The organism is Desulfovibrio sp. (genome assembly GCF_009712225.1).
Taxonomy (GTDB): Bacteria; Desulfobacterota; Desulfovibrionia; order Desulfovibrionales; family Desulfovibrionaceae; genus Desulfovibrio.
In genome coordinates, this window is record NZ_WASP01000005.1 from 211,928 (window position 1) to 237,228 (window position 25,301).

The following is a 25,301-nucleotide window of genomic DNA, read 5'->3' on the forward strand; positions in this document are numbered from 1 at the left end:
CATGAGCGACATAACCTGGTTTGGACATTCGGCTTTCAAAATCAGCTCGCCTGAAGCACAGGTGGTCATTGATCCCTTTTTTGCCCCTTCTGCGGGTGTTACCGTCGACGCAGCCGGTGATGTTGATATTGTGCTTGTAACCCACGACCACGCCGACCATGTGGGCGACGCCGTTTCCCTGTGCCGCCGCACCGGCGCGCATCTTGGAGCCATAGTGGGCACTGCGTGCAAACTTGGCGAGGCGGGTGTGCCCACAGAGCAGATAATCAACGGCATAGGTTTCAACATGGGAGGCACGGTGTCCCACAAGGGCGTGGATATAACCATGACCCAGGCCTATCATTCCAGCGATTCGGGCTCTCCGGCTGGCTATATTGTGCGCATGCCCGACGGCTTCACCGTGTACCATGCTGGCGATACCTGTATTTTCAGCGGCATGGAGCTGTGGGGCCAGCTGTACGACATTGATGTGGCCCTGTTGCCCGTGGGCGGCGTGTTTACCATGGATGCGCGCCAGGCTGCGCTGGCCTGCAAGCTGCTGCGCTGCAGGGCTGCTGTTCCCATGCACTGGGGAACATTCCCCGTGCTGGCCCAAAACGCTGCGTGCTTCAAGGTAGAACTGGAGCGCATGAAGCTCTCCTGCCGCTGTGTGGAAATGTCGCCCGGTGAAACCGTAAGCTTTGGCTGATTGCCGTCTCCAGCGCGGGGTCTGCCGGCGCTGGGGGCTGCCATTGCCAATTGCCGCAAGGATGATCAATGAGCGTTTCACTCAAGTGCCAATACGGACTGCGCGCCCTGTTTGAACTGGCCCGGCGCACGGGCAATGGTCCAACGCGCATACAGGAAATAGCCGAGTCACAGGCCATTCCGCCCCGCTTTCTCGAGAATATTCTTAACCAGCTGAGGCGTGGCGGTTTTGTGGAAAGCCGGCGCGGCAAGTCCGGGGGCTTTGTGCTGGCCCGCCCCGCAGGGCAGATAACCGCACTGGACGTCATACGCTTTCTTGACGGCCCGGTGCACCCGTTTGACTGCGAGGGCGAAAGTCCTGTGCGCAAATGTTCGCTAGGGCCAGACTGTGTATTCATGCCCCTGTGGCAGCGGGCGCGCCAGGCTCTGGAAGGCGTGTACGGCAGTACTACCCTGCAGGACCTGCTGGATGCGCAAGCGGCCAACATACCCGATTTCAGCATTTGACCACTTCTGCCTGCTCCCCTTGGGGACGGGCAGAATTTTTTTGCGCAGAGGGCTTGCCTTTCAGGAGTTCTGTTATTATCACTTAGTCAGTCGAATTAATGTAGTTAATGTCGGGCAAAGGAAGCAAAGCCCGCCCGACACGGCTGAACCATACAATCTGGATTGCACACAGCATCGCCAAGGCGGGTAAGGAGAACGCGTATGTCCAGAATTTATCAGAACAATCCCCTTTCTATCGGCAACACTCCCCTGGTGCGGCTTAATCGCGTGGTGGGGCCCAAGGCCACAGTGCTGGCCAAGATCGAAGGCCGCAACCCCTCGTACTCCGTCAAATGCCGCATTGGCGCAGCCATGATTGCCAATGCGGAAAGTCGTGGTCTGCTGCGCCCCGGCGTGGGCATTGTGGAGCCCACCAGCGGCAATACGGGTATTGCACTGGCTTATGTGGCAGCCGCCAAGGGCTATGAACTTACGCTCACCATGCCCGAGACCATGAGCCTTGAGCGCCGCCGCGTGGTGGCCATGCTGGGCGCAAAGCTGGTGCTCACCCCGGGTGCGGAGGGCATGCCCGGAGCCATTCGCAAGGCCGAAGAGCTGGCAGCCGCCAACCCCGGCGCGTTCTTTATGCCCCAGCAATTCAAGAATCCGGCCAACCCGGCCATTCATGAGGCCACCACCGGCCCCGAAATATGGAATGATACCGACGGTCAGGTGGACGCCATTGTGGCGGGCGTGGGTACGGGCGGCACCATTACGGGTATTTCACGCTATCTCAAGCACACGCGGGGCAAGAGCATCGTTTCCGTGGCGGTTGAGCCTGCTGCCAGCCCTGTGATCAGCCAGCACCTGGCAGGTCAGCCCCTGCAACCTGGGCCGCACAAGATACAGGGCATTGGTGCTGGTTTTATACCTGAAACGCTGGATGTCAGCCTGCTGGACAGGGTAGAAGCCGTGGGCAACGATGAGGCCATTGAATTTGCCCGCAGGCTGGCGCGTGAAGAGGGCATTCTGGCTGGTATCTCTTCGGGCGCAGCAGCTGCAGCAGCGGCGAGGCTTGCGGATCTGCCGGAATTTGAGGGCAAGACCATTGTGGTTATTTTGCCTGATGCGGGCGAACGTTATCTGTCGTCTGCCCTTTATGAGGGCATCGGCGAGTAGTCTGGCTGCAATGGCAGAAAAAGGCTGTAGGGCGTAAGCTCTACAGCCTTTTTGCGTTATGGCCGTCAGTGAAGCATTTCTTCGGCAATGGGCACGCCATGCTCAAAGAGCGTGGACAGAAAGGCCCTGGTGGTGCGGCTAAAGGTGGTGTTGGGCTGCGTGACAAGAAAGTAGTTGGTGTGCATGGAAAAATCTTTGACCGGCAAAGGAACCAGCGCACCATTTTCCAACTCCCTGGTTGCTGCATGGCGGGGCAGGGCTGTTATGCCCAAACCGTCAATGACCATCTGCTTGGTCACTTCCATGTTGTCCACGGTCACTATCATGGGAGGGTTAGCGCGGGGTGCATGTTTTTTTAGCCATTTTGCCACCTTGTCAGTCATGCGCGCGCCCTGCTCGCGCATGATCATGGTTTCGCGGGTAATGTCCGCTGCCTGCAGCATGCGGTGCGAAGCCGCAAGGGCGGACTGTTTGCCAGCCACGAGAATAAGCGGCTCGCGATGTAAAAAGTGCTGCTGTAACGTGGGGTGACCTGACGACGAGCCGCCAAACCCTATCTCCAGCTCTCCATTTTGCAGCTTGTCCGCAAGCTTGTGCGAATTACAGATAACCATGCGGATTTTGATGCGTGGGTACCGGTGATGAAAGCTGTTAACGAAAAATGGCAGCCAGTACGCACCCATAATGGCAGTTGCGCCGATGGTCAGGTCGCCGCTCTGCAGTTCGCCTATTTCCTGAAAGGCGTTGCGCAGCTCGCTGAGCACGCCAAATATTTGCTGGGTATATTTATAGAGAAGCTCCCCTTCGCTCGTGAGTCTGACGCTGCGACATGTTCTTTTGAACAGCACCACGCCCAGGCTTTGCTCAAGATTCTGAATCTGCATGCTGATGGCGGGTTGAGTAAGGAACAGCTCACGGGCAACCTGGGTAAAATTACCTGTTTCTGCCACTCGGTGGAAAGCTCTGAGACTTTCAATATTCATGCAGGCTCCTGATTGTGGCCATGTGTGCGGGGTCATGCACGTATGCCGGGTTTAACAGACTAAAAATTATAATAAAAAGCCAGGTTGCACTGCCAAGCATCACGCAGGTTGGGTTTGCCGACCCAACCGCCGCCCGCAACGGCGCCTCTGCCCCAGACGCTGCTTGATGTATCCAGGTTAAGCAAAACGTAGTGCGCTTCAAGATTCATGGTAAGATTTTTGTATATTTGCCATTCATTGACAAGGCTGAATTCAGTAGCGCTGTCTTTCGTGGTAAGATAAATGCCTTCGACGCCGGCATTAAAGTCGGTACCAACTCTGGTGGTGACGTAGTTGCCGCTGGCATTCTTTTTTCCAAGAAAATATTTGGCCATTACAGGGTCGTTTGTACCCCTGAAATGGTTGATGCGTATGGTATGCGTGAGGTCTTCAAGAAAAGAAATGTCCTTGAGTCTTGCGCCAAATCCCCAGGTGCCGGTCCAGACGGCCGTAACGGCGTTTTTGCGTGAAATGATGCTGCCGTTGCTGGCAAATTTGGAAAGCTGGTTGCCAGTGGTAGAGCGGATTGTCGGCATGCGCTGCGACCCGTTCTTTATGTCGCCCGTGTCGCCAGAACTGTACCAGGCGTAAATGCCGGGGATGCCCCAATCGAGCTTGTATTCGCCGAGCAAAAATCCTTCCCAGCCTGACCGGTTAAGCTGGGCATGCTCGTATGCCACGCTGCCGTATGTAAAATCCCAGGCCAGCCGAAAGGGATCGCTGCCCGTGTATTCTCCCGTTACCGCCCCCCAAAAGGCATTGCCGTATTCCGTCAGCCGGTCGGAATGCCCCTGCTTTGTCGCCCATACCGCCGGGAGCATGCCGGTGTACACGCTGGTAATACCGTTGCCCATCTGGTCGGACGTGTTGCTGGGCACACTGTTCCACGAACTATAGGCTTTGTTGACGCGGGGGTTCATCACATTGGGCCCGATGCTGGCGTGCATGAACCACGGCGTGATTTTGAGTCCGTCAAACGACAGGGGCACCAGAAGCCCGGCCGCATCCATGTTGTCCATGTAGTTTGCGGAGGTGCGGGGCTGCCCGGCAAGGCTGCCGGGGTAATTGTCGTTGTAAAAGCGAAACCAGAACCCCGTAACGTCGGCATGTTCGTTGACCTTGTACGAGGCCACTATGCCTGGCACGTCGTCCTGAAAGATGTTGGACGTTTTTGCCACAAAGTTGGGCAATGTAATTTCCTGAATGCCCATACGTACCTTGAGTGGCGTATTGGGCAACGTCCAGTCCAGGTAGGCGTTTTTTACTTCAACAGCATTGCCGTCGGCCCCCAGGGCGCCGCCGTACGCATTTGTGCCGCCGGGGCGGTCCATTGCATTGCCCCACTGCTGATCGCCTATTTCAAACCATACGGTGCCTGAAAGATATTCCGAAGCTATTGCCTGCAGTTGCAGGCGTACCCGCTGGTTTGTGCCAAATTCATCCGCCGTGTTCGTCGCACCCCCGTTGTAGCCCGTGTAGGGCGAGGGGTTGGGCGCTTTATTGGTTGCGCGCGGGCTGTTGGCGAACTTTCCGTAGTTGCCGTAGTCGAAGTTTACAATCCATTGACCTTTGACTTTAAATTCAACTGATTCAGCACGTAACGGAGCCAATGCCAACCCCGCGGCCATGAGAAGGACGAGATGCTTTTTCATCGGATACCTCCCGAAAGATACATTTTGAATAAATGTATCCCAAAGACGTAATCCGCAGAAATCATGTTCTGTGATTGCAATGATAAATCCTGATTATGGGTGCGTGATTTATTATGCAGATCTCGACGTGTGTTACCAACACTGGTGATTTAATAGTTGCGCGTCAATCATAAGCTTTGTTTATGGTAGAGAAAGGCTCTTTTGATTTTTTTCAGTCGTAAATTTTTTGTATGGTTTTACGCAAGAGATCAAGCACATCACTGCCGGCATGTCCGGCAGCACTAACAAGGAGTATCATATGGGCAAGGAAATTGAACGCAAATTTTTGATAAATGGCGACGATTGGCGGGCGCTGGCGCAGGGCACCATGTACCGGCAGGGGTATCTCAACAGTGCCAAGGAGCGCACTGTTCGCGTGCGCACCGTTGGTGACAGGGCCTTTTTGACCATCAAGGGTATAACCGTCGGGGCCACGCGGGCAGAGTACGAGTACGAAATCCCCTTTGGCGACTGCAATGCCCTGTTGGACAACCTGGCCGAAAAACCCCTGATTGAAAAGAAGCGCTACAAGATAAAGCAGGGCGAATTTGTTTGGGAAATTGACGAATTTTTTGGCGATAATCAGGGGCTTATCGTGGCCGAGATCGAGCTGGTCAGCGAAGATCAGGTCTTCAACAAGCCGCAGTGGGTGGGTGAAGAAGTGACCGGCGATCCCCGGTATTTCAACTCAAACCTCATCAAGCACCCCTTTACCAAGTGGTAATGGGCCAGTCGCCGATCAAAGGAGTTTGTCATGCCTAACGTATTTGCCCAGAATGTCGCCACATCTGCCGCCGATGCCGAAAAAATTGTACCCAGGGCCGAGTTTCGTGTTTTTGGCCACGGCATAATCGATACGGTCAAGCAGCGTATGTGGAATTGCTCTGCAGTGCTCCACAAAGCCCGCAAAATGCCAGCGGAAACCTATTTTCTTTCGGTCAACACGACTGAAGCCAACGTGAAGGTACGCGATGGCCTGCTGGATATAAAAACAAAAACGGGTGAAACCCCAGAAGGATATGAAATTTTTCAACCGCGCGGCAAATTTCAGTTTCCTGTGAGCAGGCAGGACCTGTCTGTCATATTGGGGCACCTCAAGGTTGAAATGCCGTTGGACAAATCAACCTACGAAATTGAAGAATTCATCGAGATGGCCCGCGCCCATCCGCAACTGGCCCCCGTCACCGTGGAAAAAATGCGCTACGGCTTTACCGTGGACGGCATCATCTGCGAATTTGCCCAGGTGTGGTTTAACGGCGCACTGGTGGAATCTGCCTGCTGCGAAAGCGAAAATTACGCGGGAATGCGTAAGGCTGTGGAATATCTTGGTTTGGCAGACATGCCCAACATCAACTATCTTAAGGCTGCAAGGCGCATCATAGGCATGGAATAATACGATGCACCCCCGGCGGTTTCGTCCTGTCCCCCTACCATCGGGGCGAAACCGCCTTTCCGCCAAGGAGGTTCGGGCCATGTCTCAAGTACAAACGCCGCCCAGCACGTTTGATCCGCTGGATATGCGGAACTACACACTGGAAAAACTCCCGGAAATGAAAGGCGGCGTGTGGGTTGACCGGGTAAAGTTTATAGGTATCCCCCTCGCCATCTTTATGTTTTTGTATTTTGATCTGCGCTGGTGCGGTACCATCGGAGTGTTTGAAGCGCAGACCAAGGTTCCCCCCGCGCACTGCTATTCGGCCCTGGCGATTTTTGTGTCGTCGCTCATTCTCTGGCTGGCCGAATCGATCCCCAACTACCTAACATCATTTCTGATCATCATCGCAGCTGTGCTCACCGGGGTTATGAAAATGCGCCCGGCATTTGCCATGCTGGGCGAGCCCGTGATGGTGCTGAACATTGCCTCGTTCATCATGGCCAGCGCCCTTGTGGTTACAGGCCTTGCCAAGCGCATCTGCATCTATATGGTTTTGCGCATGGGCAACAATCTCGCGATGATGCTGCTCTGTTTTATCGGCCTCAATTTGCTGCTTGGGGCGTTTATCAGTGCCACATCGGCAAAAACAGCTCTTTTACTGCCGCTATTCATGGTCATTTCGGCCATGTACGGCGCAACGGGCGGAGAGAACCGCAACAACGTTGGCCGCAACATGGTGCTGCAAAATCTGTTGGCCAACAATGTGTCGGCCTCCGCCTTTATTACCGGCTCTGCAGCCAACCTGGTGGCGGCCACACTGCTGGAAACAGCCGGATACAAGGTTTATTACGCTGACTGGATCAAGGTAATGCTGCCCCTGAGCATAATGCAGTGCCTGTTTGCCTGGTATTCTGGTACGCGCTGGATATTCCCCCTCAGCAAGGAGGACTCCACGCCAAAGATGGAAGGCGGCACCGCCCGACTGCGGGACGAACTGTCCAAACTGGGAAAGGTCAGCTCTGCAGAAATTCGCGCTGGTCTGGTGTTTCTGGCAGTTCTGGCGTTGTGGGCCACAGACAAGCAGCACGGCATTCGTGCGGAAGTTGTTGCGCTGGTGGGTGCTGCCTGCGTGCTTATGCCCAGCTTGTGCAAGCTGCCGCGTCTGGGCGTCATCAAGTGGAACGACGCCGACATCCCTTGGCACATGCTGATGTTCAGCTGGGGTGCATATGTACTTGGCGGGCTGGTTGAAAAAACTGATATAGTGGGGCTGTGGATACATTCCATGCTTGATAGCTGGAATGCCGCAGCCTTGCCCAAGGTTGCCGTTTTTGGCGTGCTGGCGTTGGTTTTTGCGCTGACAACTTTGATAAGCGAGAGCAAAACGGCCCGCACCATCGTTATGTTCCCGATCATTATTGCCGTTGCCAAAAAATTTGGCTGGGACGTGATAGGGTTCAGTCTTCCCATGGCCTTTCTTATCAACCAGGTGTATGTGCTCTACTTCAACTCCAAGCCAGCCAACATCAGTTATCTGACAAACCAGTATTCCAGCTGGGAATCCTTCAAATTTGGCATACTGCAATTGCTGGCTTGCCTCGTAATGCTGATATTATGGACGCAATACGCCATGCCTCATATGGGATTTGACAGCAGGCTGTGGTAATTTTTTACAGCGCCCAATAAATAAGGCCACCCGCGCGGGCAAAGCGGGTGGCCTTATTTATTGGGCGCTGCGGGCTTACTTCTGGCTGTTGACCAGGTGGAGCAGATCCCGCAGGTAGGTCTGCCGATGATTGATGTAAAATAGGAGAACGCTTCGATAGTTATTGCCCACAAGCGAGCCTTCAATCAGCATGCGGCTTATGTCGTGCCGCCTGCAGAGTACAAGCTGCAGCCGGGCAATGGCGTTGCGCTCTGTGCGGCTCATGCCGCGCAGCAGCCGGGCAAAGACCTCCTGCGCGCGGGGCAGATAAAACCAAAAATACATGAGGTCCAGCGCATGGATAAACAGTGTGCGTTGCGTGGGCTGACGCCGTTCGCCGTCATCGTCTTTTTTATGCGCATCTGCAGCTGGTTTGTCCAGGTGATGCGCGAGTTCAAACAGGGCATTGCCAGCGCGCAGGCTGTCCAGCTTTTCCGCGTAATCCCAGTGCCGCATCCGCAGGTTGTTGCGGCTGTCCGCGTAGCCTTCGATGATCGCTGCCACGGCATCAGAGGCTGTTTTTGAAATAATTGCGGCGCAGGGTATGATGTAAGACAGCGGGTCGGCTACGCCTGCCAGAGCCAGCAGCTGAACAGCTGTGGCATTAAAAAAACCTGACACGGGGATAGCCAGAACACTACGGAACAGATTGCCCACAATGGCAGCGCGCGGAAAGCCTCGATACAAATTGTGCGCCGAAATATACAGGCCGTTTACAATGTTTAGTACGGCAAAGACCAGCAGAGGGTGATCCTGCACACTCACGCCAAAGCCTTTTTCCAACAAACCTATTCGTATGCCCGCCTCAAGTATCAGAACAGAGACGCCCGTGTACAGGAGCGAATCGCAAAGCCTGCCAACGTCGACATGGTCGCGCCAGCCAAGGAGGCTGCGGCGGGATCCGCCATTGCCGGAGATCACCATCTGGATGGCATTGCGCACGCCAGTGACGGCAAACCATATCCACGCGCCAAACCAGGCCAGGAACCACCACTGCTGCGTGTACCAGAACGTCAACGCGGCGGGGATAAAGCCCGCCGTAACTTTAAGGGCGTTACTTGCGGAGGTGTTAAGGTAGGCGAAACCCGGAAATCTGCTGCCGGTTGTCGCGCGCAACAGGCCATTGCTGCGGGGGGGGGCCTGCGGGCCGGTCAGGCTTACCATATTGCCCACGTCGGAAACCCGCGCCGTCTCCACATGCACTGACCAGTTGTGCTGACGGCTGCCGCATGAGCCGCTTGCGGTTTTCTGCGCGCCCCGAATGCGTATGTGTCGCTCTTCCAGCGCGGTTTTTATGGGGACAGGCATGGTGTTTACTGCCTGACGTTGTATGGCCTTGCGGGCACGGAGTGGCAGCGTAGCCGGAAAAGCCAGACCCATGCGGATCGGCGCTTCGCGGCTGGCGGAAGCCGAGCCCATATGGCATTTGAGGGAAATTCTGCGGTAATGGTCGCACAACAGGGGCAGATTGCCGAGGATGTACCGCAGTTTTGCCGTGCGTCGTCCAGACTGCGCTTCGGATTGCATACGCTGCACCATGCCCAGTACCATTTGTCGAACCTTCAGGGTATCGCCCCTGTTCAGCGCCGTGCGCAGACTGCTGATGTCACCCAGATGCTGCAGCCGCCCCTCATGCCAGTAACGGGCGTTGAACAGCTCCAGATGGGTAATGCGCCCACGGCAATCCCACAGCAGCTCCAGCACATCCTCCTGAGCCAGATCCGCGAGGCCCAGCACGATGCGGCTGTCGGCGTGCAGGCGAGCAAGGCTGCGCACCAGGGTTGCGGGAGAGATGGAGTGCAGCCTGGGCGGATTTACTTCGGCAGGGATGACGGCAAGTGATTGGGTCAGGCTTGTGGCGAGGGCTTCCCGGTAGTTCAAGGCATCGAGACGCTGCAGTTCCCGTCTGGAAGACGCGTCTTTCCTGTCCTGTAATCGCGTTGCCTGCAACTGGAGGGTCGACAGTACATGGGCCTGCAGGCAGTCTTTGATATGGGCCAGGGTGATTTGCCCCTCGCCGACATGCCGTTGCACAACCGCGCGTGGGACGGGCAAAATTTCAAGATCAAGCGCTTCTGCCAGCTCCAGGCGGTAGCTGTGGTTCCAGGCGTCAAGCTGGCGCAGTGTGCGTTCGCCCTTCCAATCCGCCAGGGCTTTGCCCTGCGCCATCAGCGCGCTCACATCTGGCTGATCCAGAAAATCGAGAAAGGCCCGGTAGTCCGCAAAGCCGCGCGGCATCCATAACAATCGTATTTTTTTACCCCGGAATTCAGATTCGAACTGAACGGCAACACGGGCGGTGATGCCCACAATTTCTGCCGCCTGCAATACTTCTTCAACCGCCTGCCGCCGAATATGGTCGCAGTAGACAATGGTAATGTGGCGGATGCCCTTGATCCAGGCATCCAGAATAAGGCGTGTCGGTGTTTTTTTGCCGCTGCTGTGGGCGTCGTGCACGTGGTCGTCAAAGACAAGCTGGTTCCAGCTTTCGGGCATTTCAAGCAGGTGGTAGCGCATCAGCATGCGGCGTACCAGACGCGGGGTTCCAGTTGCGGTGCGCCGGAATTCATGGGCGAGCTTCAACCGTTCGCCCTCCGTATTGCGGGCCACGAGGTCTTTCATTATCTGCACCAGCGCCCGTGCGGTGTTGATGCGCAGGGTGGAGTGGGCGCTGGCCAGGGTTTCGCTGTACAGCATGTTCAGGGCTGTCAGACGGTGAGTAGTGTGGTCCATGTTTTTGCTGGTGAGGATATGGATGACCGCGTGAGCGATGCGAAATTCCGGCGCGTAGACCAGTCCTTTTATTCCATGCGGATGAAAATTGACGTCCAGAATTTCGTGAATATGGTCGTGTGTGGAGTTGCCAGATTCGATTGATTTGATCATCTCCAGCAATTCGTAATCCCTGGAATCAAAGAAAAGTTTTTCCGCAATCATGTGGTTCTCCTGAAAGGCACGGCAATGGCAGTATTTTTTCTTTGCCGTGTACCGTCTTTCAGAAAAATTACATAATAATATCTTTTAATAATTGTTATAAATTAAAGCGGGCAGGCGCTTGCTCCTCGCGGAGAAGGCCTGCCCGTAATATGTGGATGGGGTGATTGAGGCTGCTTACAGCTCGTCCAGCGCGCAAAGCGCAGGCGTCAGCTCACCAAGGCTGTTGATAAGCGCCATATTCTCGCTGTAGTCCACCGGGCAGGCCACCAGCGATACCCCGGGTTCGTCCAGGGCCTTCTGCAGGGTGGGCAAAAGCTCGGCGGCACTTTTTACGCTGTAGCCCTTGGCCCCAAAGCTTTCAGCATAGGCCACAAAATCGGGGTTGCCAAAATCCACGCAGTCGTGCGAGCCCGATTCCATGTCCATCTTCCACTTGATCAGCCCGTAGCTGTCGTCTACCCACACCAGAATCTTGAGCGGGATGTTCTCGCGAACGGCGGTTTCCATTTCCTGCGAATTCATAAGGAAGCTGCCGTCACCCATGACAGCCAGCACCTTGCGGTCAGGGTGCGCCAGATGCGCGCCAATGGCCCCGGGCAGGGAAAATGCCATGGTGGAAAGGCCGTTGGAAACAATGCAGGTAAGGGGCGCATAGGTGGGATACAGCCGTGCCATCCACATCTTGATAGCCCCCGTGTCGGCCAGCACAATATCCTCGTCGCCCATGGCGGCGCGTATGTCGTTCACAATACGCTGCGGCTTGAGGGGGAATGCATCGCTCTGACGGCCCTTGGCAAGCTCTGCCTCCACCAGTTCGCGAATTCTGGCCCCGCGCCCGGCAGAGAGCAGCGGCTCTGACCCGAGCGCCTTGGCAAGAGCGGCAAGGGCAAGGCCCACGTCTGCCATGATGCTTACTTCGGGGTTATAGTGGGCGTCCACATCGGGCATAAAGGTATTGATATGGATGATGCGCTTGTCCGAGCGGGGGTTAATGCGCATGGGCGTGAATTCCTGCAGCTCGTAGCCGATGGAAAGAATCACGTCTGCCTGATCAAAGGCGCAGTTTTCGTAGTCGTGCCGCATGAAGCCGATAACTCCAAGCGACTGGGGGCTGCGGTCGCTGATAACACCCTTGCCCATAAAGGTGGTGGCCACGGGAATGTTGTAGCGCTCGGCAAAGGCGGCCAGCACGGCGGCATTGCCCGTGCGGGCAACGCCATGCCCGGCCATGATCACCGGCTTGCGCGCGCTGCGCAGCAGGGCGGCGGCCTCTGTCACCGCGGCGGGTGAGGGAATGGCCTTGGCGCAGGGGGTTGCCTTGAGGGGCGTAGCCTGGGGCATGGGGGCCGCTTCCACATCTTCAGGAATGGCAAGGTAGGTCGCGCCGGGGCGCTCCTCCTGCGCAACCTGAAAGGCATTGCGTACCATCTCGGGCACAGACAGCGGCGTAAGCACGGTGTCGGCCCACTTGGTCACGGGTTTGAACATGCCCACAAGGTCAACAATCTGGTGCGATTCCTTGTAAATGCGCTTGAGCCCCACCTGTGCAGAGATGGCAACCAGCGGGCTGGAGTTGGTCTGCGCGTCGGCCACGCCCAGCAGCAGGTTGATGGCACCCGGCCCCAGGGTGGCGGTGCATACGCCAGCCTTGCCGGTCAGGCGGCCGTAAATGTCGGCCATGAACGAGGCTCCCTGCTCGTGGCGGGCCAGAATAAAGCGGATGTCGCCCGAAGCGGCCACAGCACGCACAAACCTGATGTTTTCTTCGCCGGGGATGCCAAAGACATATTTAACGCCTTCGGCCCTGAGGCATGACACAAGAAACTGGGCGACGTTCTGCTGATCCATGAACAACCTCGTTGCGGGCGTTTATCCAGGGCGGTTGCCCTGCGGTTACTGCCAAAGGTCGCTGCAAGCCAGCCGCGCGGCACGGGGGCGGTCAGGCGTTATTTTTGCGCTACGGCGCGTTCAATCACATCTGCCCAGTGGTGCAGAATGAAGATGTGGGCTTCCTGAATACGGGCCGTTATCTGATGGGGAACCACCACGGCCATGTCGGCCAGTGATTCAAGCTTGCCGCCGTCTCGCCCCAGCAGGGCGATGGAGGCTATGCCCTGGGTGCGGGCCTCGTTGACTGCGGCAATGATGTTGGCCGAGTTGCCAGAGGTGGAAATGCCCACAAAAACATCACCGGGGCGGGCCAGAGCCTCTACCTGCCGGGAAAAGACGTCGTCAAAACCAAAGTCGTTGCCAATGGCCGTGAGGTTTGAGGTGTCTGTGGTCAGGGCTATGCAGCCCAGAGCCTTGCGGTTGAGCTGAAAGCGCCCCACAAGCTCTGCCGCAAAGTGCTGGGCATCGGCCGCCGAACCGCCGTTGCCTGCAACAAGCACCTTGCCGCCAGCCGCAATGGCGGCCTTCATCCGTTCTGCCGCAGCTTCTACCGCAGGCCGCAAGGTCTGCAAGGTGCTGAAAAGTTCCAGATGGGCGCCAAGGGACGTGTCAAAAAGCGAATTCGTCATGGGGGCCTTGCTGCACGGTTTGTTTCCGCCATGTTTCTGGCGGAATGGTCTGTTAAAAACGTTCCACAAGACTAACAAGGCGAGCAGCAAAAGAAAAGCATCTGCCGCCCGTGCTTGCGGGCGCGGCACGCATGCCGTACATGCAGGGGAGGAGGCGTTATGAGCACATTCATGGAGCAGTGGGCATTGCTGCTGGCCCCCAATCGCAAAAACAGCGGGGGCATAAAGCCCGACCCGCTGGTCGAAGGGCGCAATCCCTTTCTGGCGGACTACGACCGTATCATCTTTTCCAGCTCGTTTCGCAGGCTGGCAAGAAAAACGCAGGTGCACCCCCTGGTGCGCAATGACCATATTCACAACCGGCTTACCCATTCGCTCGAGGTAAGCTGCGTAGGTCGTTCGCTGGGGCTTGGCGTGGGCGCGGCCCTGCGCCATCGCGGTGACCTGCCGACAGAGTACACGCCCGATCACCTCGGGCAGATCATACAGGCCTCCTGCCTTGCCCACGATATCGGCAATCCGCCATTCGGGCATGCCGGCGAGGAGGCCATTCGCGACTGGTTCAAGGATTCCGGCCACAAGGAGCAGTATTTCAAAAATCTGCAACCTGCTGAATGGGCAGACTTTACGGCTTTTGACGGCAATGCGCAGGGTTTCAGGGTTATCAACGCTCTTGAAAACAACAAGGATCGCGGCGGATTTCGGCTGACGTTTCCTGTCATCGCCGCACTGGTTAAGTACCCGCGTTCGGCCTACGAGGCTCAGGGTGTGGGCAAGAGCAAATTTAACTTTTATACGGCAGAGCGGGCGCTGTTTGCCGAAATTTTTGGAGAGATGGGTCTTGCCAGCGGCGGAGGCTGCCGCAGGCATCCACTTTCATATCTGCTGGAGGCGGCAGACGACATCTGCTACCGCATCATCGACATGGAAGATGCCCGCGAGCTGCGCATTATCTCCTACGCGGACTTCAAGGAGGCCATGACGCCCCTGCTCGACGCCCAGTGCCTCGACGACCCGCGCCTTGATTCCATGGACTCTGACCGCAGGCGTACAAGCATGCTGCGCACCACGGCCATGGGGCGCATCATTCCGTCCATCACGCAGACCTTTATGGACAATTACGAGGCAATCATGGATGGCAGCCTTGAGGGCAGCCTGCTGAACCATGCCCGAGATGACGTGGCCGGTTTCATGAGCGCCGCCGGGCGGGTTTTTAACAGCAAGATCATGAACAACCCACAGAAAACAGCGCTGGAGATAGGCACGTACACGCTCTACCGCCGCCTGCTGGACGTGTTTATTCCCGCCTGCTTCAACTACACCAAGGGCAATACCATGAGCTATCAGGAAACCCGCGCGCTCACGCTCATGGGTGCCAACGCCCCGGGCAGGGACGACAGCCTGTACATGGCTTATCTGCGTGTGCTGGATTTTGTGTCTGGCATGACAGACGACTACGCCACCTTTATCTCGCAGCAGTTTTCCGGCACATCTGGGCTGTAACCTGCGTAAATAAAGGACAAAAAACTGATGTCTGTGTAAATATCGGACAAAATACGGCCAGATGAACCAGTGCCGCAAATGTAGGATGCCGCGCAATCCATGCCCAAGGGCATGTGCTGCGCGGCATCTTTCGCCGAACCTGGCTATGCAGGTTGTCAGGTGCGCCCCTGTTAAAGGGCTATGGCGGCATTTGCAAACGAAACCTGCGGCAGCATGCGGCGTTGCTCATCGTGCCAGTCGTTTTCGGGCACAAGAGCGTCGAGCGTCAGGTCACGCAGCTGCTCGTAGCATTCCACCAGCGAGTACACGTCAGTTTCGATGATGGCGTGCGGGCAACGGGGTTCGTCAAAGGCGTCAAAAACTGAATCAAGTGCGTGCAGGTCACCGCGTTCGGCCCTGGCATACAGCCCCTTGGTGTCGCGTTCCACCAGGGTTTGCAGCGAGCAGCGCACCCACACCTCGTGGTAATTGGGCAACAGAGCCCGGTTGGCCTGTCGCATGCCTTCATAAGGCGTGGCTGCGGCCACCACACACAGCTTGCCGCTGGCCTGCAGATTCATGGCATGGTCGCGCAGCGCATCTGTATTGCGCATACGCTGCTGGGGAGTTCCCGCGCTCAGGCCCTTGCTGCGGCAAAAGCTGTCGGCATCGATGAATTCGGCATCAATGCCCTGCCCGTCGAGGTACAGGCGCAATAGTGAGCCCAGGGTGGTTTTTCCACTGCCGGAAAGTCCCAGCAACCAGATGATCGGTGTCATGCTATCCTCACTTGCTTGCGATGCGCTTAAGCACGCGGCTTATCTGCAAATAAGGAATGCAATTTTGCGGCCATTATTAGTTTTTTTAGTAAATTAGAATTGTTATGGATATCCAATAAATGGAATGTGCGGCAATTTTGACAGTGTGGGCCGCTTGCCGCCAGCCTGCGGGGTTCCCATGAATTCTATTTTTTTCTCACGGTCTTTCAGGCAGATGGCAGGGCGAATCGCGGCATGCGCTGCAATAATCAAGCTCATTGTCGCATTTAACATGCTAATTTTTTTGTTTTTCAGTGATGGGTCTGTTCTGCGTAATCGATGGCAAGCTGTGGCCTGGAATACGCAGCCTTCTGACTCAGGGGCCTGTTGACAAGCGGCTATGGAATTTATAATAGGAGTGAGCACTTCGTTTATTAATGTCAGTGCGCAGGAGACCCCTATGGCCCGTCCAAAGAATGAAAAGCTTGAAGCGCAACGGCGTGAAGAAATTTTGCAGGCTGCGGCCCGTGTGTTCCGGGCCAAAGGGTTTCACCTTGCCAGAACAGAAGACATCTGCACTGAAGCGGGCACGAGCGCTGGAACGCTGTTCCGTTATTTCAAGTCAAAAAAAGAAATCATCGAGGCCATTGTTGAAGCAGAAATGAAGGCCAACGATGAAGATCTGCTGGCCCTGGCTCAGCGTCAGGCCGTAGAGGGGCTGGCCACGCTGAAGGCCCAGGAACTGGAAGAAATGCTTCGCCCCAGCGGGTACGGGTTGGCAACAGAGAGCTGGCTTGAGCTTTCACGCAGTCCGGAAGGCAGAAAGGAGCTTGCCTCTTCGTCGGCCAGACTGGAAGCTGCCCTTGCCGCCTTGCTGGCACAAGGGCAGGCAGAGGGCTGGGTGCGCCCAGACCTCAACACCAAGGGGGCCGCCAACCTGTTGCTCATTTTGTACACCGGTGTGCAGTTTGACGCGGACCTTGGTATGGACCTTGATTACGAGGCCTCGGCCCAGGCCATCTCTGACCTGATCAAAAGTTTTATTCTGGCCTGATAGCTTCGTTGCATTACTTTGCAGCCTGCACAGATGTTGGTTTAATAGAATGACGGAGTACTCCGTTTATTATGGGGTGTGTATGGTTTCCATCGCGCGTTCGAGCCTTTTATACGAATGGCGGCGCTACCTGGCCGCAGTGCTGGCGGTTACGTTTGCCGGACTTTTAACTGTGGTGCAGCTAGCTCTGCTGCTCGGTTTGTTCGGTACGGTTTCTGTTCCTTTGGATCAGTCCACGGCAGAGCTGTGGATTGGCTTTCGCAACACTGCCAGTGTGGATCTTGGCCGGGCTGTGAGCCAGAGCGCCGATGCCAGAGCCTGGATGCATCCGGGTGTTGCCTATGTTGAGAGATTTGTCAGCGCTTACGGCGATCTGCGAAGGGCTGATGGCGTCCCTGTTTCCGTGACCATCAATGGCATTGATACCAGCGACAATGCCTCGGCCTTTTCGCGGTTACTCTCGTCAGAGCAGCGAGCTCTGCTGCGCGAACCAGATGCCGTTCTTATTGATGTGGCAGATGTAGGCAAACTTGGTGCGGAGGGCAGCACCCTGGTGGAAATTAACGGCAAGAGGGCGCGTATCGCTGGTACAGTCAAAGGCCTGCGCGCAATCGGCGGGGTAAACGCACTGGCCTCGCTTGCCACGGCAAGAAGGCTCGCACCTGAAACAGCCAGCCAGACAACGTATTATCTGGTGCGTCTTAAACCTGGCTTTGAAGCCGAGCAGGTGCAGAAGGAAATAGCTGATACTGGTCTTGTCTCACGCTACAGCGTGTGGTTGGCAGATGATTTTTCGGCTCAGTCACAGGCCTACTGGCTTTTTGAATCGGGCAGCGGCGTAGGGACGGGTTTTGCCTCATTGCTTGCCCTGCTTGTGGGTGTGGCAATTACCAGCCAGACGCTTTCAGCTGCCATCAACGCCTCCATCAAGGAATTTGCGGCCCTGCGGGCATTGGGGGTGTCCAGGCACAGCCTGCGATGTGTAGTTATCGAACAGGCTGCCTGGATTGGATTTGTCGGGCTGCTGCTCACGGCTGCGCTGACCCTTGCCATTGCCCTGCTGGGGGAGAGCGCCAATATCGCCATGGCTTTTCCTGTGTGGCTGCTGGCAGGTAACGCCCTTATCATGATGGTCATTGCCATCTGCTCCGGCTTACTTGCGCTCAAGCCCCTGCTCAATACCGAACCAGTCACACTATTGCGTTAAGGAGCCGTGCAATGTCCAGAATTCCCACGTTGCAGGCCACAGACATATCAAAGGCTTTTGTCACCGGCAGCATTTCGCAGCAGGTAATCAAACAGTGCTCGCTCAACGTCTATCCCGGAGAGCTCACCCTGCTCGTGGGGCCCTCCGGATCAGGAAAGAGCACCATGCTTTCCATGCTGTCTGGTCTGCTGCATCCGGATGCCGGAGTGGTCATGGCTCTCGGCACCAATTTGTGGAGCCTGAGCGAAAAGGATCTGGACATGTTCCGACTGGAACATTGCGGCTTTATTTTTCAGGGTTTTAACCTTTTCGGCCCGCTAAGCGCCTTGGACAACGTGATTTTGCCCCTCCAGTACATGGGCATCACGGGAGATGAAGCCAGGCACAGGGCGCAGCAGGCGCTGGAAGAAGTAGGCCTTGGCGGGCGCAGCCATCTGCGACCCCTTGAACTGTCTGGCGGTGAAAAACAGCGGGTTGCCATAGCCCGGGCTCTGGTAAAAAGACCGCAGATGATTTTTGCCGACGAACCAACCTCGGCCCTTGATAAAACCAACAGTGAAACCGTCATCACATTGCTTCAAGGCATCGCCGGGCAGCACAATGCTACCGTGCTGGGAGTCACCCATGACCCTCGTCTGCTTTCTCACGCCGACAGGGTTATTCATCTCGAAGACGGTATTCTGATGCAGGATACCCGTAATTCGCAAGAATTATCAGCGGAGTGCAAATGAACAGTCTTGCCGTACGTACAATAAAAACAGGCGGAGCCATGCTCTGTATCATGCTGTGTGTTTTTGGGGCATCCTTGTTGGCTGTCGGGCAGGAGCAGGAAGGGCCGCAGGCTCCTGTCGCGGAAGTGCTGGCCAGCGCCAAGGGCCGTGTTGATGTGGAGGGGGGAGTAATCAAGCTTGCCGCTCGCAGGGACGGCGTAATTACCGCTGTACTGGCAGAAGAAGGAGAAAGCGTGCTAGCGGGCAGTGTGCTGGCCTGTCTGGATGACAGCCTTGCGCGCAACAGGCTGAATCTGGCAGAGCGGGAGCTGAAACATGCCGAGCTTCAGGTTGGGCGTAACGAAATTTTATTGCGGGCAGCGCAGAGGGAGCTGGAGCGGTTACGGCCCATGGTCAGGACCAAGGCTGTGGCCATGCGCGAGTTTGACCAGGCGGGGGATGCCCTTGTGGTGGCCGAAGTTGATCTGCGCAGCAGTATTGCCGCAGTGGATGTGGCCCGTGCCCGCGTGGTGGTCGCACAGAATGAGGTAAATGAATACCGGATTGTAGCGCCGCTTGATGGCCGTATTGTTCAGCGCCAGGCGCGTCCGGGTAACGGCGTGAGCACACTGAATGTGACGCCCCTGTTCAGCTTTGTGCCCAACAGCCCGTTGATTGTCCGCGCGGAACTGGACGAACAGTATCTGTCACAGGTCTGGGCAGGGCAGCGCGTGGTTATTGTGCCCGAGAGCGACCAGCTTCGCACCATGACCGGCACTGTGCTGCGCATAGGCCGGGTGGTGGGGCAGCGCCTGCCACCGGAAGATCCGGCTGAAAAGCAGGACACAAGAGTTGTCGAGGTGGTTATGACTCTTGAGAAGGGCAGCCTGCTGATAGGGCAAAGGGTGGTTGCACGTTTTCTTGCAGACGGCAAAAGCAGCCATAAAGACTGACCGGGGCTTTTGTGCCTTGGGGAAAGGATAAAAGCAGGGCCGCCCATATCTGTGGACGGCCCTGAAATTTGCGCATGGCTATAAAATGAAGAAACGGGAGGTCAGTGATCTGACCTCCCGGTGACTTCTGGCGGAGCGGAAGGGACTCGAACCCTCGGCCTCCGGCGTGACAGGCCGGCGTTATAACCGACTTAACTACCGCTCCGTTTTTGGGATGGTGGGCAGTACAGGACTTGAACCTGTGGCCCCCGCCGTGTGAAGGCGGTGCTCTACCAGCTGAGCTAACTGCCCTCCCGGCGAATTCGAGTTCTACGCAAACACCCCCCTGGAGTCAAGCGGAAATTTTAAAGTAAAAAAATTTTTACAAGGCATTTTTTATAACATACTGATTTTTAATAATAAATACAAAAAATAATTTTTTAGGGGCGCAATGGCGTTGTTGCGGTGCCTCTTGTGGAGTGCTAGACCTCCTTTAGCACAGTGCAGATAGCTGAATTCCGCTGTTTTCGCGCTTCACGCGCAGAAAGCATATGTGGAAGTGCCGCCGCAGAGGCGGCTTTCTGTTCTGGGCAATCAGTTGCAGAGGCATAAGAAAATGAGATTTGTTTTCAAGCAGTTATGGCTTGCGGCTTTCTGCCTTGCGGTTGGCTTTGTTGCTGCGCCTGCACAGGCACGCGTGGTGGACGGCTACGTCATCATGGATCAACCCATGCGCGAAAACCTGTGCGCCCTCACATTTGATGACGGCCCGTCGGTTAACACGCCGCACCTGCTGGATATGCTGGAAGAATACGGCATACCTGCAACGTTCTTTCTGCTGGGCAACCAGGCAGAACGCCATCCCGACATCGTCAGGCGCATCATTGCCGAGGGGCACGAGGTGGGCAACCATTCCTACTCGCACCCCAACCTGCGCGTTGTGAGCCCTGCCCGCAAGGAAGAAGAACTGCGCCGCACAGATACCATACTGCGCAACCTCGGGGCTTCGCCCGTGTTCATGCGCCCGCCTTACGGTTCGTATGACGCCGCCACTGAGAAGGTGGCCGAAGGGCTTGGCCTCTCTCTTATGCTCTGGTCCATGGACAGCCGCGACTGGCAGCGCCTGCCCGACAACTACGCCACACTACGCAACAACCGGGGCACGGTTTACGCTCCGGGAACCCTGCGCGGCATATTTCTGTTCCATGATTCACACAAGCGCACGGTGGATGATCTGCCGCGCATTGTCCGCGACCTGCGGGCTGGCGGCTGCCAGCGTTTTGTGACGGTGAGCGACTATCTTGCCGGGCTTATGGATCCCGAACCTGGCCTGCTCATGACCCGCATAAAGCGTGGCACCCCCGGTGTGGATGAGCCCTCCATGGTTGCCCGCCACAAGGTTGAGAGCGTGCATCAGGCAGAAGAACTGCCCCCGCACAGCTACCCCGCCGGTTCAAGCGACATTCCCATGGCCCGCAGCAGCACGCCCTGGCAGATTGGCGAAAGCCAGACCCCGGCGGGCATGACCGGTCAGGCCACCCTGCCTGGCGCGTCTGATCAGCCGGTCAGGGATGAGGCGCAGACCATGAACAATGGCGCCGCCCAGTCGCGCGAGGGGTCTGCTCTTGGCGCGCCCAAGGCTCCGGCATCGTAGTTTTGGGCAAAATGTTTGCTTTGACATTATTTCAGTAAAGGCGTGTAATCCAAATAACGGAAGAATTTTCGCCAACACAGATTTTCCACTGTCCTCCCCCCACAGGGAAGTACAAAAGAAAGGCCCGGGTCATCTCGATCCGGGCCTTTCTGCATTTGCGCAAATGTGAAGTGCTGGCGTGCTGTTATGAAAGCCGCGTCCTGAAATCCTGGTAGCCGAATTCGCGCAGCATCCTGAAGCGCGGCTCGCCAGCTGCGTCGCCCTCGCAGATGCCGATGGAGGGCAACCGCAGACCATTGAAGGTGGTGGTTTTGACCATGCTGTAAATGGCCATGTCTTCAAACACCAGCCTTTGCCCCGGCACCAATGGGGCGTTGAACGAATATTCGCCAGCCACATCACCAGCCAGGCACGATTTGCCCGCCAGGCGGCAGGTCCAGGGCCTTTCGGCCGCTTCGCCCGCCAGTTCTGCTACGCCGTCCGATTCATAGCGCACGCGCGGGCGGTAGGGCATTTCGATCACATCGGGCATGTGGCAGGGCACGCCAATGTCCAGAATGGCCACAGGGATGTCTGCCTGCACCACATCAAGCACGGTGGCCACAAGCCAGCCCGCGTCGAGGGCCACGGCTTCGCCTGGCTCAAGATAAATCTGCGCGTTGTAGCGGTCGCGCCAGGTGGTCAGACAGTGGCAGAGCAGATCAATGTCATAGCCGGGTTTTGTAATGTGGTGCCCGCCGCCAAAGTTGATCCAGCGACACTGGGGCAGCCATTGCCCAAAATGGCGCTCAACGGCGGTCAGGGTGCGCTCAAGCGCATCGGCCCCCTGCTCGCAGAGGGTGTGGAAATGCAGCCCCGAAATGCCCTCCAGCGCGGATGGATCAAAATGTCTGGGCCGAATGCCAAGGCGCGAGCCGGGCGCGCAGGGATTGTAGATGGCCGCGGCCCCCTCGGAATGCTCGGGGTTGATGCGCAGGCCGCACTCTATCTGGCGGTCGGGGCAGCGGCTCTTGTTCTGCATGGCCACCGCCGGACCAAACTCGCGCCACTGGGCAACGGAATTGAACACGATGTGGTCGACAAGGGTGAGCAGTTCTGCCATTTCGCGCCGGTTCCAGGCTGCGGCAAAGGCGTGCACCTCGCCGCCAAAATCTTCACGCGCAAGGCGGGCTTCATCCACAGAGCTTGCGCACGCGCCCCACAGGGGGCCATGCCCCTTGCTGCGCGAAAGCAGGGGAAACGTGGCCCATGCGGCATAGCCCTTGAGCGCCAGCAGAATTTTGGCCCCTGTGCGCTCCTGAACCGTGTTCAGAATGGCGGCATTGGCCTGAAGCTGGGCTTCATCCAGCACAAAGCAGGGCGAGGGAATGCGGGCCGGATCGAACAGAAGGTTCTGGCAGTGCATGTTTGGTCCTTTCAGAGAAAATTAAACTGTTAGCTGTATGTGCGCTACGGTTGCCACACAAACCTGTCGCGCCCTTCGCGCTTGGCCGTGTATAGCTGACCGTCCGCCGCATTGATGAGCGTCTCAAGGTCGCTTGCGCGCTGCTCTGCCATGCCGATGGAAACGGAAATGACAATGCTGAGAGCGCCGATCTGTACTGGCTTTGAACTGACAGAACTGCGAAAATTTTCAAGCTTGCGTGCAAATTCCTGTTTTTCCACTCCGGGTGCGACCAGGCAAAACTCCTCGCCGCCGTAACGCCCGCAAATGAACGGCGCGGGAAACTCCTCACGCAGCATGGCCCCAAGCTGGCGCAGGGCAATATCACCCGCAAGGTGGCCGTATCGATCGTTGACCTGCTTGAAGTAATCCACGTCGATCATGGCCGCACACAGGTTGCGGCGATCCTTGCGCGCCTCGGTCACGGCCTCTTGCGCCAGGGCAAAAAACTGACGACGCACCAGCAGGCTGGTGAGGGCATCGCGTTCGGCCAGGGCGCGGTTGTTGCGGATCAGGTCCTGAATGTCAAGGTTCATGGAAATACGGCACAGCAGTTCTTCAAACGAGGCTGTCTTGAAAACGTAGTCGTTGGCTCCCGATCGCAGAAAACGCGCACCTGATTCCGTACCCACGGAAATGACAATGATGGACAGCTCGTCCATGGTATGGCTTTTGCGGATGGCGGCGGTCAGGGCCATGCCATCCATGCCGGGCATATAGTGGTCGGCCAGCACAATACGAATGGCGGGATGATCCTTGAGCAGCTGCAGTGCCTCAAGCCCGTTGCTTGCCGTGTACGCCGTAATGCGCTGCCGGCGCAGGAGCTCCGAAACCTGCATGCACCACAGGTTTGAGTCGTCCACGATCAGGGCTTCCACACCGCTGTTGGCGCGCAGTCGGCGCACCACGCGCATGAGGTACATCATATCATCGGGGGTGCGCTTGACAATGTAGTCTGTAACACCCTGCAACATCAGGCGTTTGTAGATTCCCTCGTCAAAATGGGCGCTCACCACAACCACAGGAATGTTGTTGGCCAGAATTTCCGGCACTACTTCGCCATTGGGGGCGTCGGGCAGGTTGAGGTCGCACAAGGCCAGAAAATACTGCGAGGCGTCCGCTTGCAGCAGCTGTCTGGCCTCGCCGAGGTTTTCAGCGCAGTCGTACGCCAACCCCAACTGTTCCTTGAGATTATGCGCCATGAATCGCGCGGTTGTCCGGCTATCTTCAACGATAAGAACTTTCTGCATGACTGCTTCCGCGTGGCGCTGTGGTTTGGGATAAAAAGGCAGCCGCACAAGTGTTATGTAACCCGTGCGGCATGGGGAGCGATGGTAGTAATTTTTGGCTGGACAGTCAAAAGACATCTGGGGCACGCATCTGCAATCCAACGCTACCTCTGCGTAATGCCTTGGCATTGCGCAAGAATAGTCGTAGTAATACGCATGTCACCGTCCATACTTCTTGCCATACTGTTTGCCGCCTTTCTTCACGCGCTGTGGAACATCATTGTCAAAAGCGGAGAAAACAAGCTTTTTGAAACGGGCCTGAACGCTTTTGGCGCCTGCTTGGGCGCGCTGTGCCTGCTGCCTTTTTTACCTCCGCTATCACAGGCAGCCTGGCCCTATCTTGCCATGTCGTGCCTGTGCCACCTCGGCTATTACATCTGCATTTCAGCGGCCTATGAACGCGTGGACATGTCCTTTGCCTATACGGTCATGCGGGGTTGCGCGCCCCTGCTTACGTCGCTGGCGCTGCTTGCCTTTGGCGTGAACATGTCTGTGGGGGCATGGTGCGGCGTACTGACGCTCTGTGCCGGCATTCTTTGCCTCGGCACGGACAACATGCGCCGTGGCTATGGCTGGAGCGAAGTTTTCATATCTCTGCGCACTTCGTGCATCATTATGGGCTATACCCTCGCCGATGGTCTGGGTGCACGAGAAAGCGGCAATGCTGCTACTTATACCACCTGGATTTTTCTGATCAACGCGCTGCCGGTGCACATTTACATTTTGTGGCGTCACGGTCTGAGCTATGTGGGCTATGCCCGCAAAAGGCTAGCGGTGGGCACGCTTGGCGGGCTTGCCAGCATGGGCTCGTACGGCATCGCCCTGTGGGCCATGACACTCGCTCCCATTGCCGTGGTGGCGGCATTGCGCGAAACCTCGGTGATTTTTGGCATGCTGCTGGCCATGTGGCTGCTGGGCGAGCGCTTTACTCCCTTGCGCGGCGTTTCTGTTCTGCTTGTTGTGGGCGGGGCCGCCCTGCTCAAACTGGGCTGAGTGCAGCCGTGTATCTCTGGCTGGCGCAGCCTTGTGAGCGGGTTCGGCTGTGCTGCGCGTACAGAATGGATTTAGACGTAACCGATTGCCACATCCGCTGGCTTGTAAGCGATGCGTAACTCGAGGCTGGATATTTCAGGTTTGGCAACAAGAAAGGGGGGGCGCGCGGGGGGCGGG

22 protein-coding genes and 2 tRNA genes are annotated in these 25,301 nt (G+C 56.8%); 13 read left to right on the top strand and 11 right to left on the bottom strand.

Features of this window, described 5'->3' with window-relative positions:
• The first annotated feature begins 1 nt into the window (after position 1).
• The 3 genes from F8N36_RS04755 (at position 2) to cysK (ending at position 2,352) form a co-directional block, all read left to right on the top strand.
• Entirely contained in the window at positions 2-688 is a 687-nt protein-coding gene (locus F8N36_RS04755; protein WP_291331654.1) for a metal-dependent hydrolase, read from the top strand.
• Between the two features lie 68 nt (positions 689-756).
• Positions 757-1,194: an Rrf2 family transcriptional regulator gene (locus F8N36_RS04760; RefSeq protein WP_291331655.1), complete on the top strand. Its 438-nt coding sequence runs from the start codon at positions 757-759 to the stop codon at positions 1,192-1,194.
• Positions 1,195-1,395: 201 nt separating this feature from the next.
• A complete protein-coding gene (gene cysK / locus F8N36_RS04765) occupies positions 1,396-2,352 on the top strand; it encodes a cysteine synthase A (protein WP_291331656.1) in 957 nt (318 codons plus the stop codon).
• A 65-nt stretch (positions 2,353-2,417) separates the two neighbouring features.
• Here the strand turns inward: cysK and F8N36_RS04770 are convergent, their stop codons facing one another.
• Positions 2,418-3,335, bottom strand: coding sequence for a LysR family transcriptional regulator (locus F8N36_RS04770; RefSeq protein WP_291331657.1), 918 nt, complete (start codon positions 3,333-3,335; stop codon positions 2,418-2,420).
• Positions 3,336-3,394: 59 nt separating this feature from the next.
• On the bottom strand, positions 3,395-5,026 hold the full coding sequence (locus tag F8N36_RS04775; RefSeq protein ID WP_291331658.1) for an outer membrane homotrimeric porin: 1,632 nt from the start codon (positions 5,024-5,026) through the stop codon (positions 3,395-3,397).
• A 298-nt stretch (positions 5,027-5,324) separates the two neighbouring features.
• Between F8N36_RS04775 and F8N36_RS04780 the strand changes: the two genes are divergently transcribed.
• The 3 genes from F8N36_RS04780 (at position 5,325) to F8N36_RS04790 (ending at position 8,106) form a co-directional block, all read left to right on the top strand.
• Positions 5,325-5,789 carry a CYTH domain-containing protein gene (locus F8N36_RS04780; RefSeq protein ID WP_291331659.1) on the top strand — a complete coding sequence of 155 codons (465 nt, stop codon included), beginning with the start codon at positions 5,325-5,327 and terminating at the stop codon, positions 5,787-5,789.
• A gap of 30 nt (positions 5,790-5,819) precedes the next feature.
• Positions 5,820-6,458 carry a hypothetical protein gene (locus tag F8N36_RS04785; RefSeq protein ID WP_291331660.1) on the top strand — a complete coding sequence of 213 codons (639 nt, stop codon included), beginning with the start codon at positions 5,820-5,822 and terminating at the stop codon, positions 6,456-6,458.
• Between the two features lie 79 nt (positions 6,459-6,537).
• Positions 6,538-8,106 carry an SLC13 family permease gene (locus F8N36_RS04790; RefSeq protein ID WP_291331661.1) on the top strand — a complete coding sequence of 523 codons (1,569 nt, stop codon included), beginning with the start codon at positions 6,538-6,540 and terminating at the stop codon, positions 8,104-8,106.
• A gap of 75 nt (positions 8,107-8,181) precedes the next feature.
• Here the strand turns inward: F8N36_RS04790 and F8N36_RS04795 are convergent, their stop codons facing one another.
• The 3 genes from F8N36_RS04795 to gmhA form a co-directional block, all read right to left on the bottom strand.
• On the bottom strand, positions 8,182-11,082 hold the full coding sequence (locus tag F8N36_RS04795) for a hypothetical protein (RefSeq protein WP_291331662.1): 2,901 nt from the start codon (positions 11,080-11,082) through the stop codon (positions 8,182-8,184).
• A gap of 174 nt (positions 11,083-11,256) precedes the next feature.
• The gene (locus tag F8N36_RS04800) at positions 11,257-12,930 is read right to left on the bottom strand and encodes an acetolactate synthase large subunit (protein ID WP_291331663.1); all 1,674 of its coding nucleotides are present in this window, start codon (positions 12,928-12,930) and stop codon (positions 11,257-11,259) included.
• 98 nt (positions 12,931-13,028) lie between these two features.
• Complete coding sequence (gene gmhA, locus F8N36_RS04805; RefSeq protein ID WP_291331664.1) at positions 13,029-13,601, bottom strand: D-sedoheptulose 7-phosphate isomerase; 573 nt, start codon at positions 13,599-13,601, stop codon at positions 13,029-13,031.
• 159 nt (positions 13,602-13,760) lie between these two features.
• Between gmhA and F8N36_RS04810 the strand changes: the two genes are divergently transcribed.
• Positions 13,761-15,104 carry a deoxyguanosinetriphosphate triphosphohydrolase gene (locus F8N36_RS04810; protein WP_291331665.1) on the top strand — a complete coding sequence of 448 codons (1,344 nt, stop codon included), beginning with the start codon at positions 13,761-13,763 and terminating at the stop codon, positions 15,102-15,104.
• 170 nt (positions 15,105-15,274) lie between these two features.
• Here F8N36_RS04810 and F8N36_RS04815 read toward each other — a convergent pair whose 3' ends face one another.
• Positions 15,275-15,862 (bottom strand): adenylyl-sulfate kinase, encoded by a 588-nt coding sequence (locus tag F8N36_RS04815; protein ID WP_291331666.1) that lies wholly within the window; start codon positions 15,860-15,862, stop codon positions 15,275-15,277.
• Between the two features lie 102 nt (positions 15,863-15,964).
• Complete coding sequence (locus F8N36_RS04820) at positions 15,965-16,120, bottom strand: hypothetical protein (RefSeq protein WP_291331667.1); 156 nt, start codon at positions 16,118-16,120, stop codon at positions 15,965-15,967.
• A 181-nt stretch (positions 16,121-16,301) separates the two neighbouring features.
• Between F8N36_RS04820 and F8N36_RS04825 the strand changes: the two genes are divergently transcribed.
• The 4 genes from F8N36_RS04825 to F8N36_RS04840 are packed head-to-tail and all read left to right on the top strand — an operon-like array spanning position 16,302 to position 19,765.
• Positions 16,302-16,895: a TetR/AcrR family transcriptional regulator gene (locus F8N36_RS04825; protein ID WP_291331668.1), complete on the top strand. Its 594-nt coding sequence runs from the start codon at positions 16,302-16,304 to the stop codon at positions 16,893-16,895.
• Between the two features lie 49 nt (positions 16,896-16,944).
• On the top strand, positions 16,945-18,102 hold the full coding sequence (locus F8N36_RS04830; RefSeq protein ID WP_291331669.1) for an ABC transporter permease: 1,158 nt from the start codon (positions 16,945-16,947) through the stop codon (positions 18,100-18,102).
• Positions 18,103-18,113: 11 nt separating this feature from the next.
• Positions 18,114-18,833, top strand: coding sequence for an ABC transporter ATP-binding protein (locus tag F8N36_RS04835; RefSeq protein WP_291331670.1), 720 nt, complete (start codon positions 18,114-18,116; stop codon positions 18,831-18,833).
• 38 nt (positions 18,834-18,871) lie between these two features.
• Positions 18,872-19,765 carry an HlyD family efflux transporter periplasmic adaptor subunit gene (locus F8N36_RS04840; RefSeq protein ID WP_291331671.1) on the top strand — a complete coding sequence of 298 codons (894 nt, stop codon included), beginning with the start codon at positions 18,872-18,874 and terminating at the stop codon, positions 19,763-19,765.
• Positions 19,766-19,893: 128 nt separating this feature from the next.
• On the opposite strand, the gene F8N36_RS04845 is transcribed toward F8N36_RS04840, so the two are convergent.
• Both F8N36_RS04845 and F8N36_RS04850 read right to left on the bottom strand, forming a co-directional pair.
• Positions 19,894-19,970: transfer RNA gene (locus F8N36_RS04845), tRNA-Asp, on the bottom strand.
• Between the two features lie 10 nt (positions 19,971-19,980).
• A tRNA-Val gene (locus F8N36_RS04850) sits at positions 19,981-20,056 on the bottom strand.
• 304 nt (positions 20,057-20,360) lie between these two features.
• Here F8N36_RS04850 and F8N36_RS04855 point away from each other — a divergent pair.
• Positions 20,361-21,398, top strand: a complete 1,038-nt coding sequence (locus F8N36_RS04855; protein ID WP_291331672.1) for a polysaccharide deacetylase family protein — start codon at positions 20,361-20,363, stop codon at positions 21,396-21,398.
• 184 nt (positions 21,399-21,582) lie between these two features.
• Here the strand turns inward: F8N36_RS04855 and nspC are convergent, their stop codons facing one another.
• Positions 21,583-22,803: a carboxynorspermidine decarboxylase gene (nspC, locus tag F8N36_RS04860; protein WP_291331673.1), complete on the bottom strand. Its 1,221-nt coding sequence runs from the start codon at positions 22,801-22,803 to the stop codon at positions 21,583-21,585.
• Positions 22,804-22,847: 44 nt separating this feature from the next.
• Entirely contained in the window at positions 22,848-24,092 is a 1,245-nt protein-coding gene (locus F8N36_RS04865) for a diguanylate cyclase (RefSeq protein WP_291331674.1), read from the bottom strand.
• 195 nt (positions 24,093-24,287) lie between these two features.
• Between F8N36_RS04865 and F8N36_RS04870 the strand changes: the two genes are divergently transcribed.
• The gene (locus tag F8N36_RS04870; RefSeq protein ID WP_291331675.1) at positions 24,288-25,124 is read left to right on the top strand and encodes a DMT family transporter; all 837 of its coding nucleotides are present in this window, start codon (positions 24,288-24,290) and stop codon (positions 25,122-25,124) included.
• The last annotated feature ends 177 nt before the right edge of the window (positions 25,125-25,301 follow it).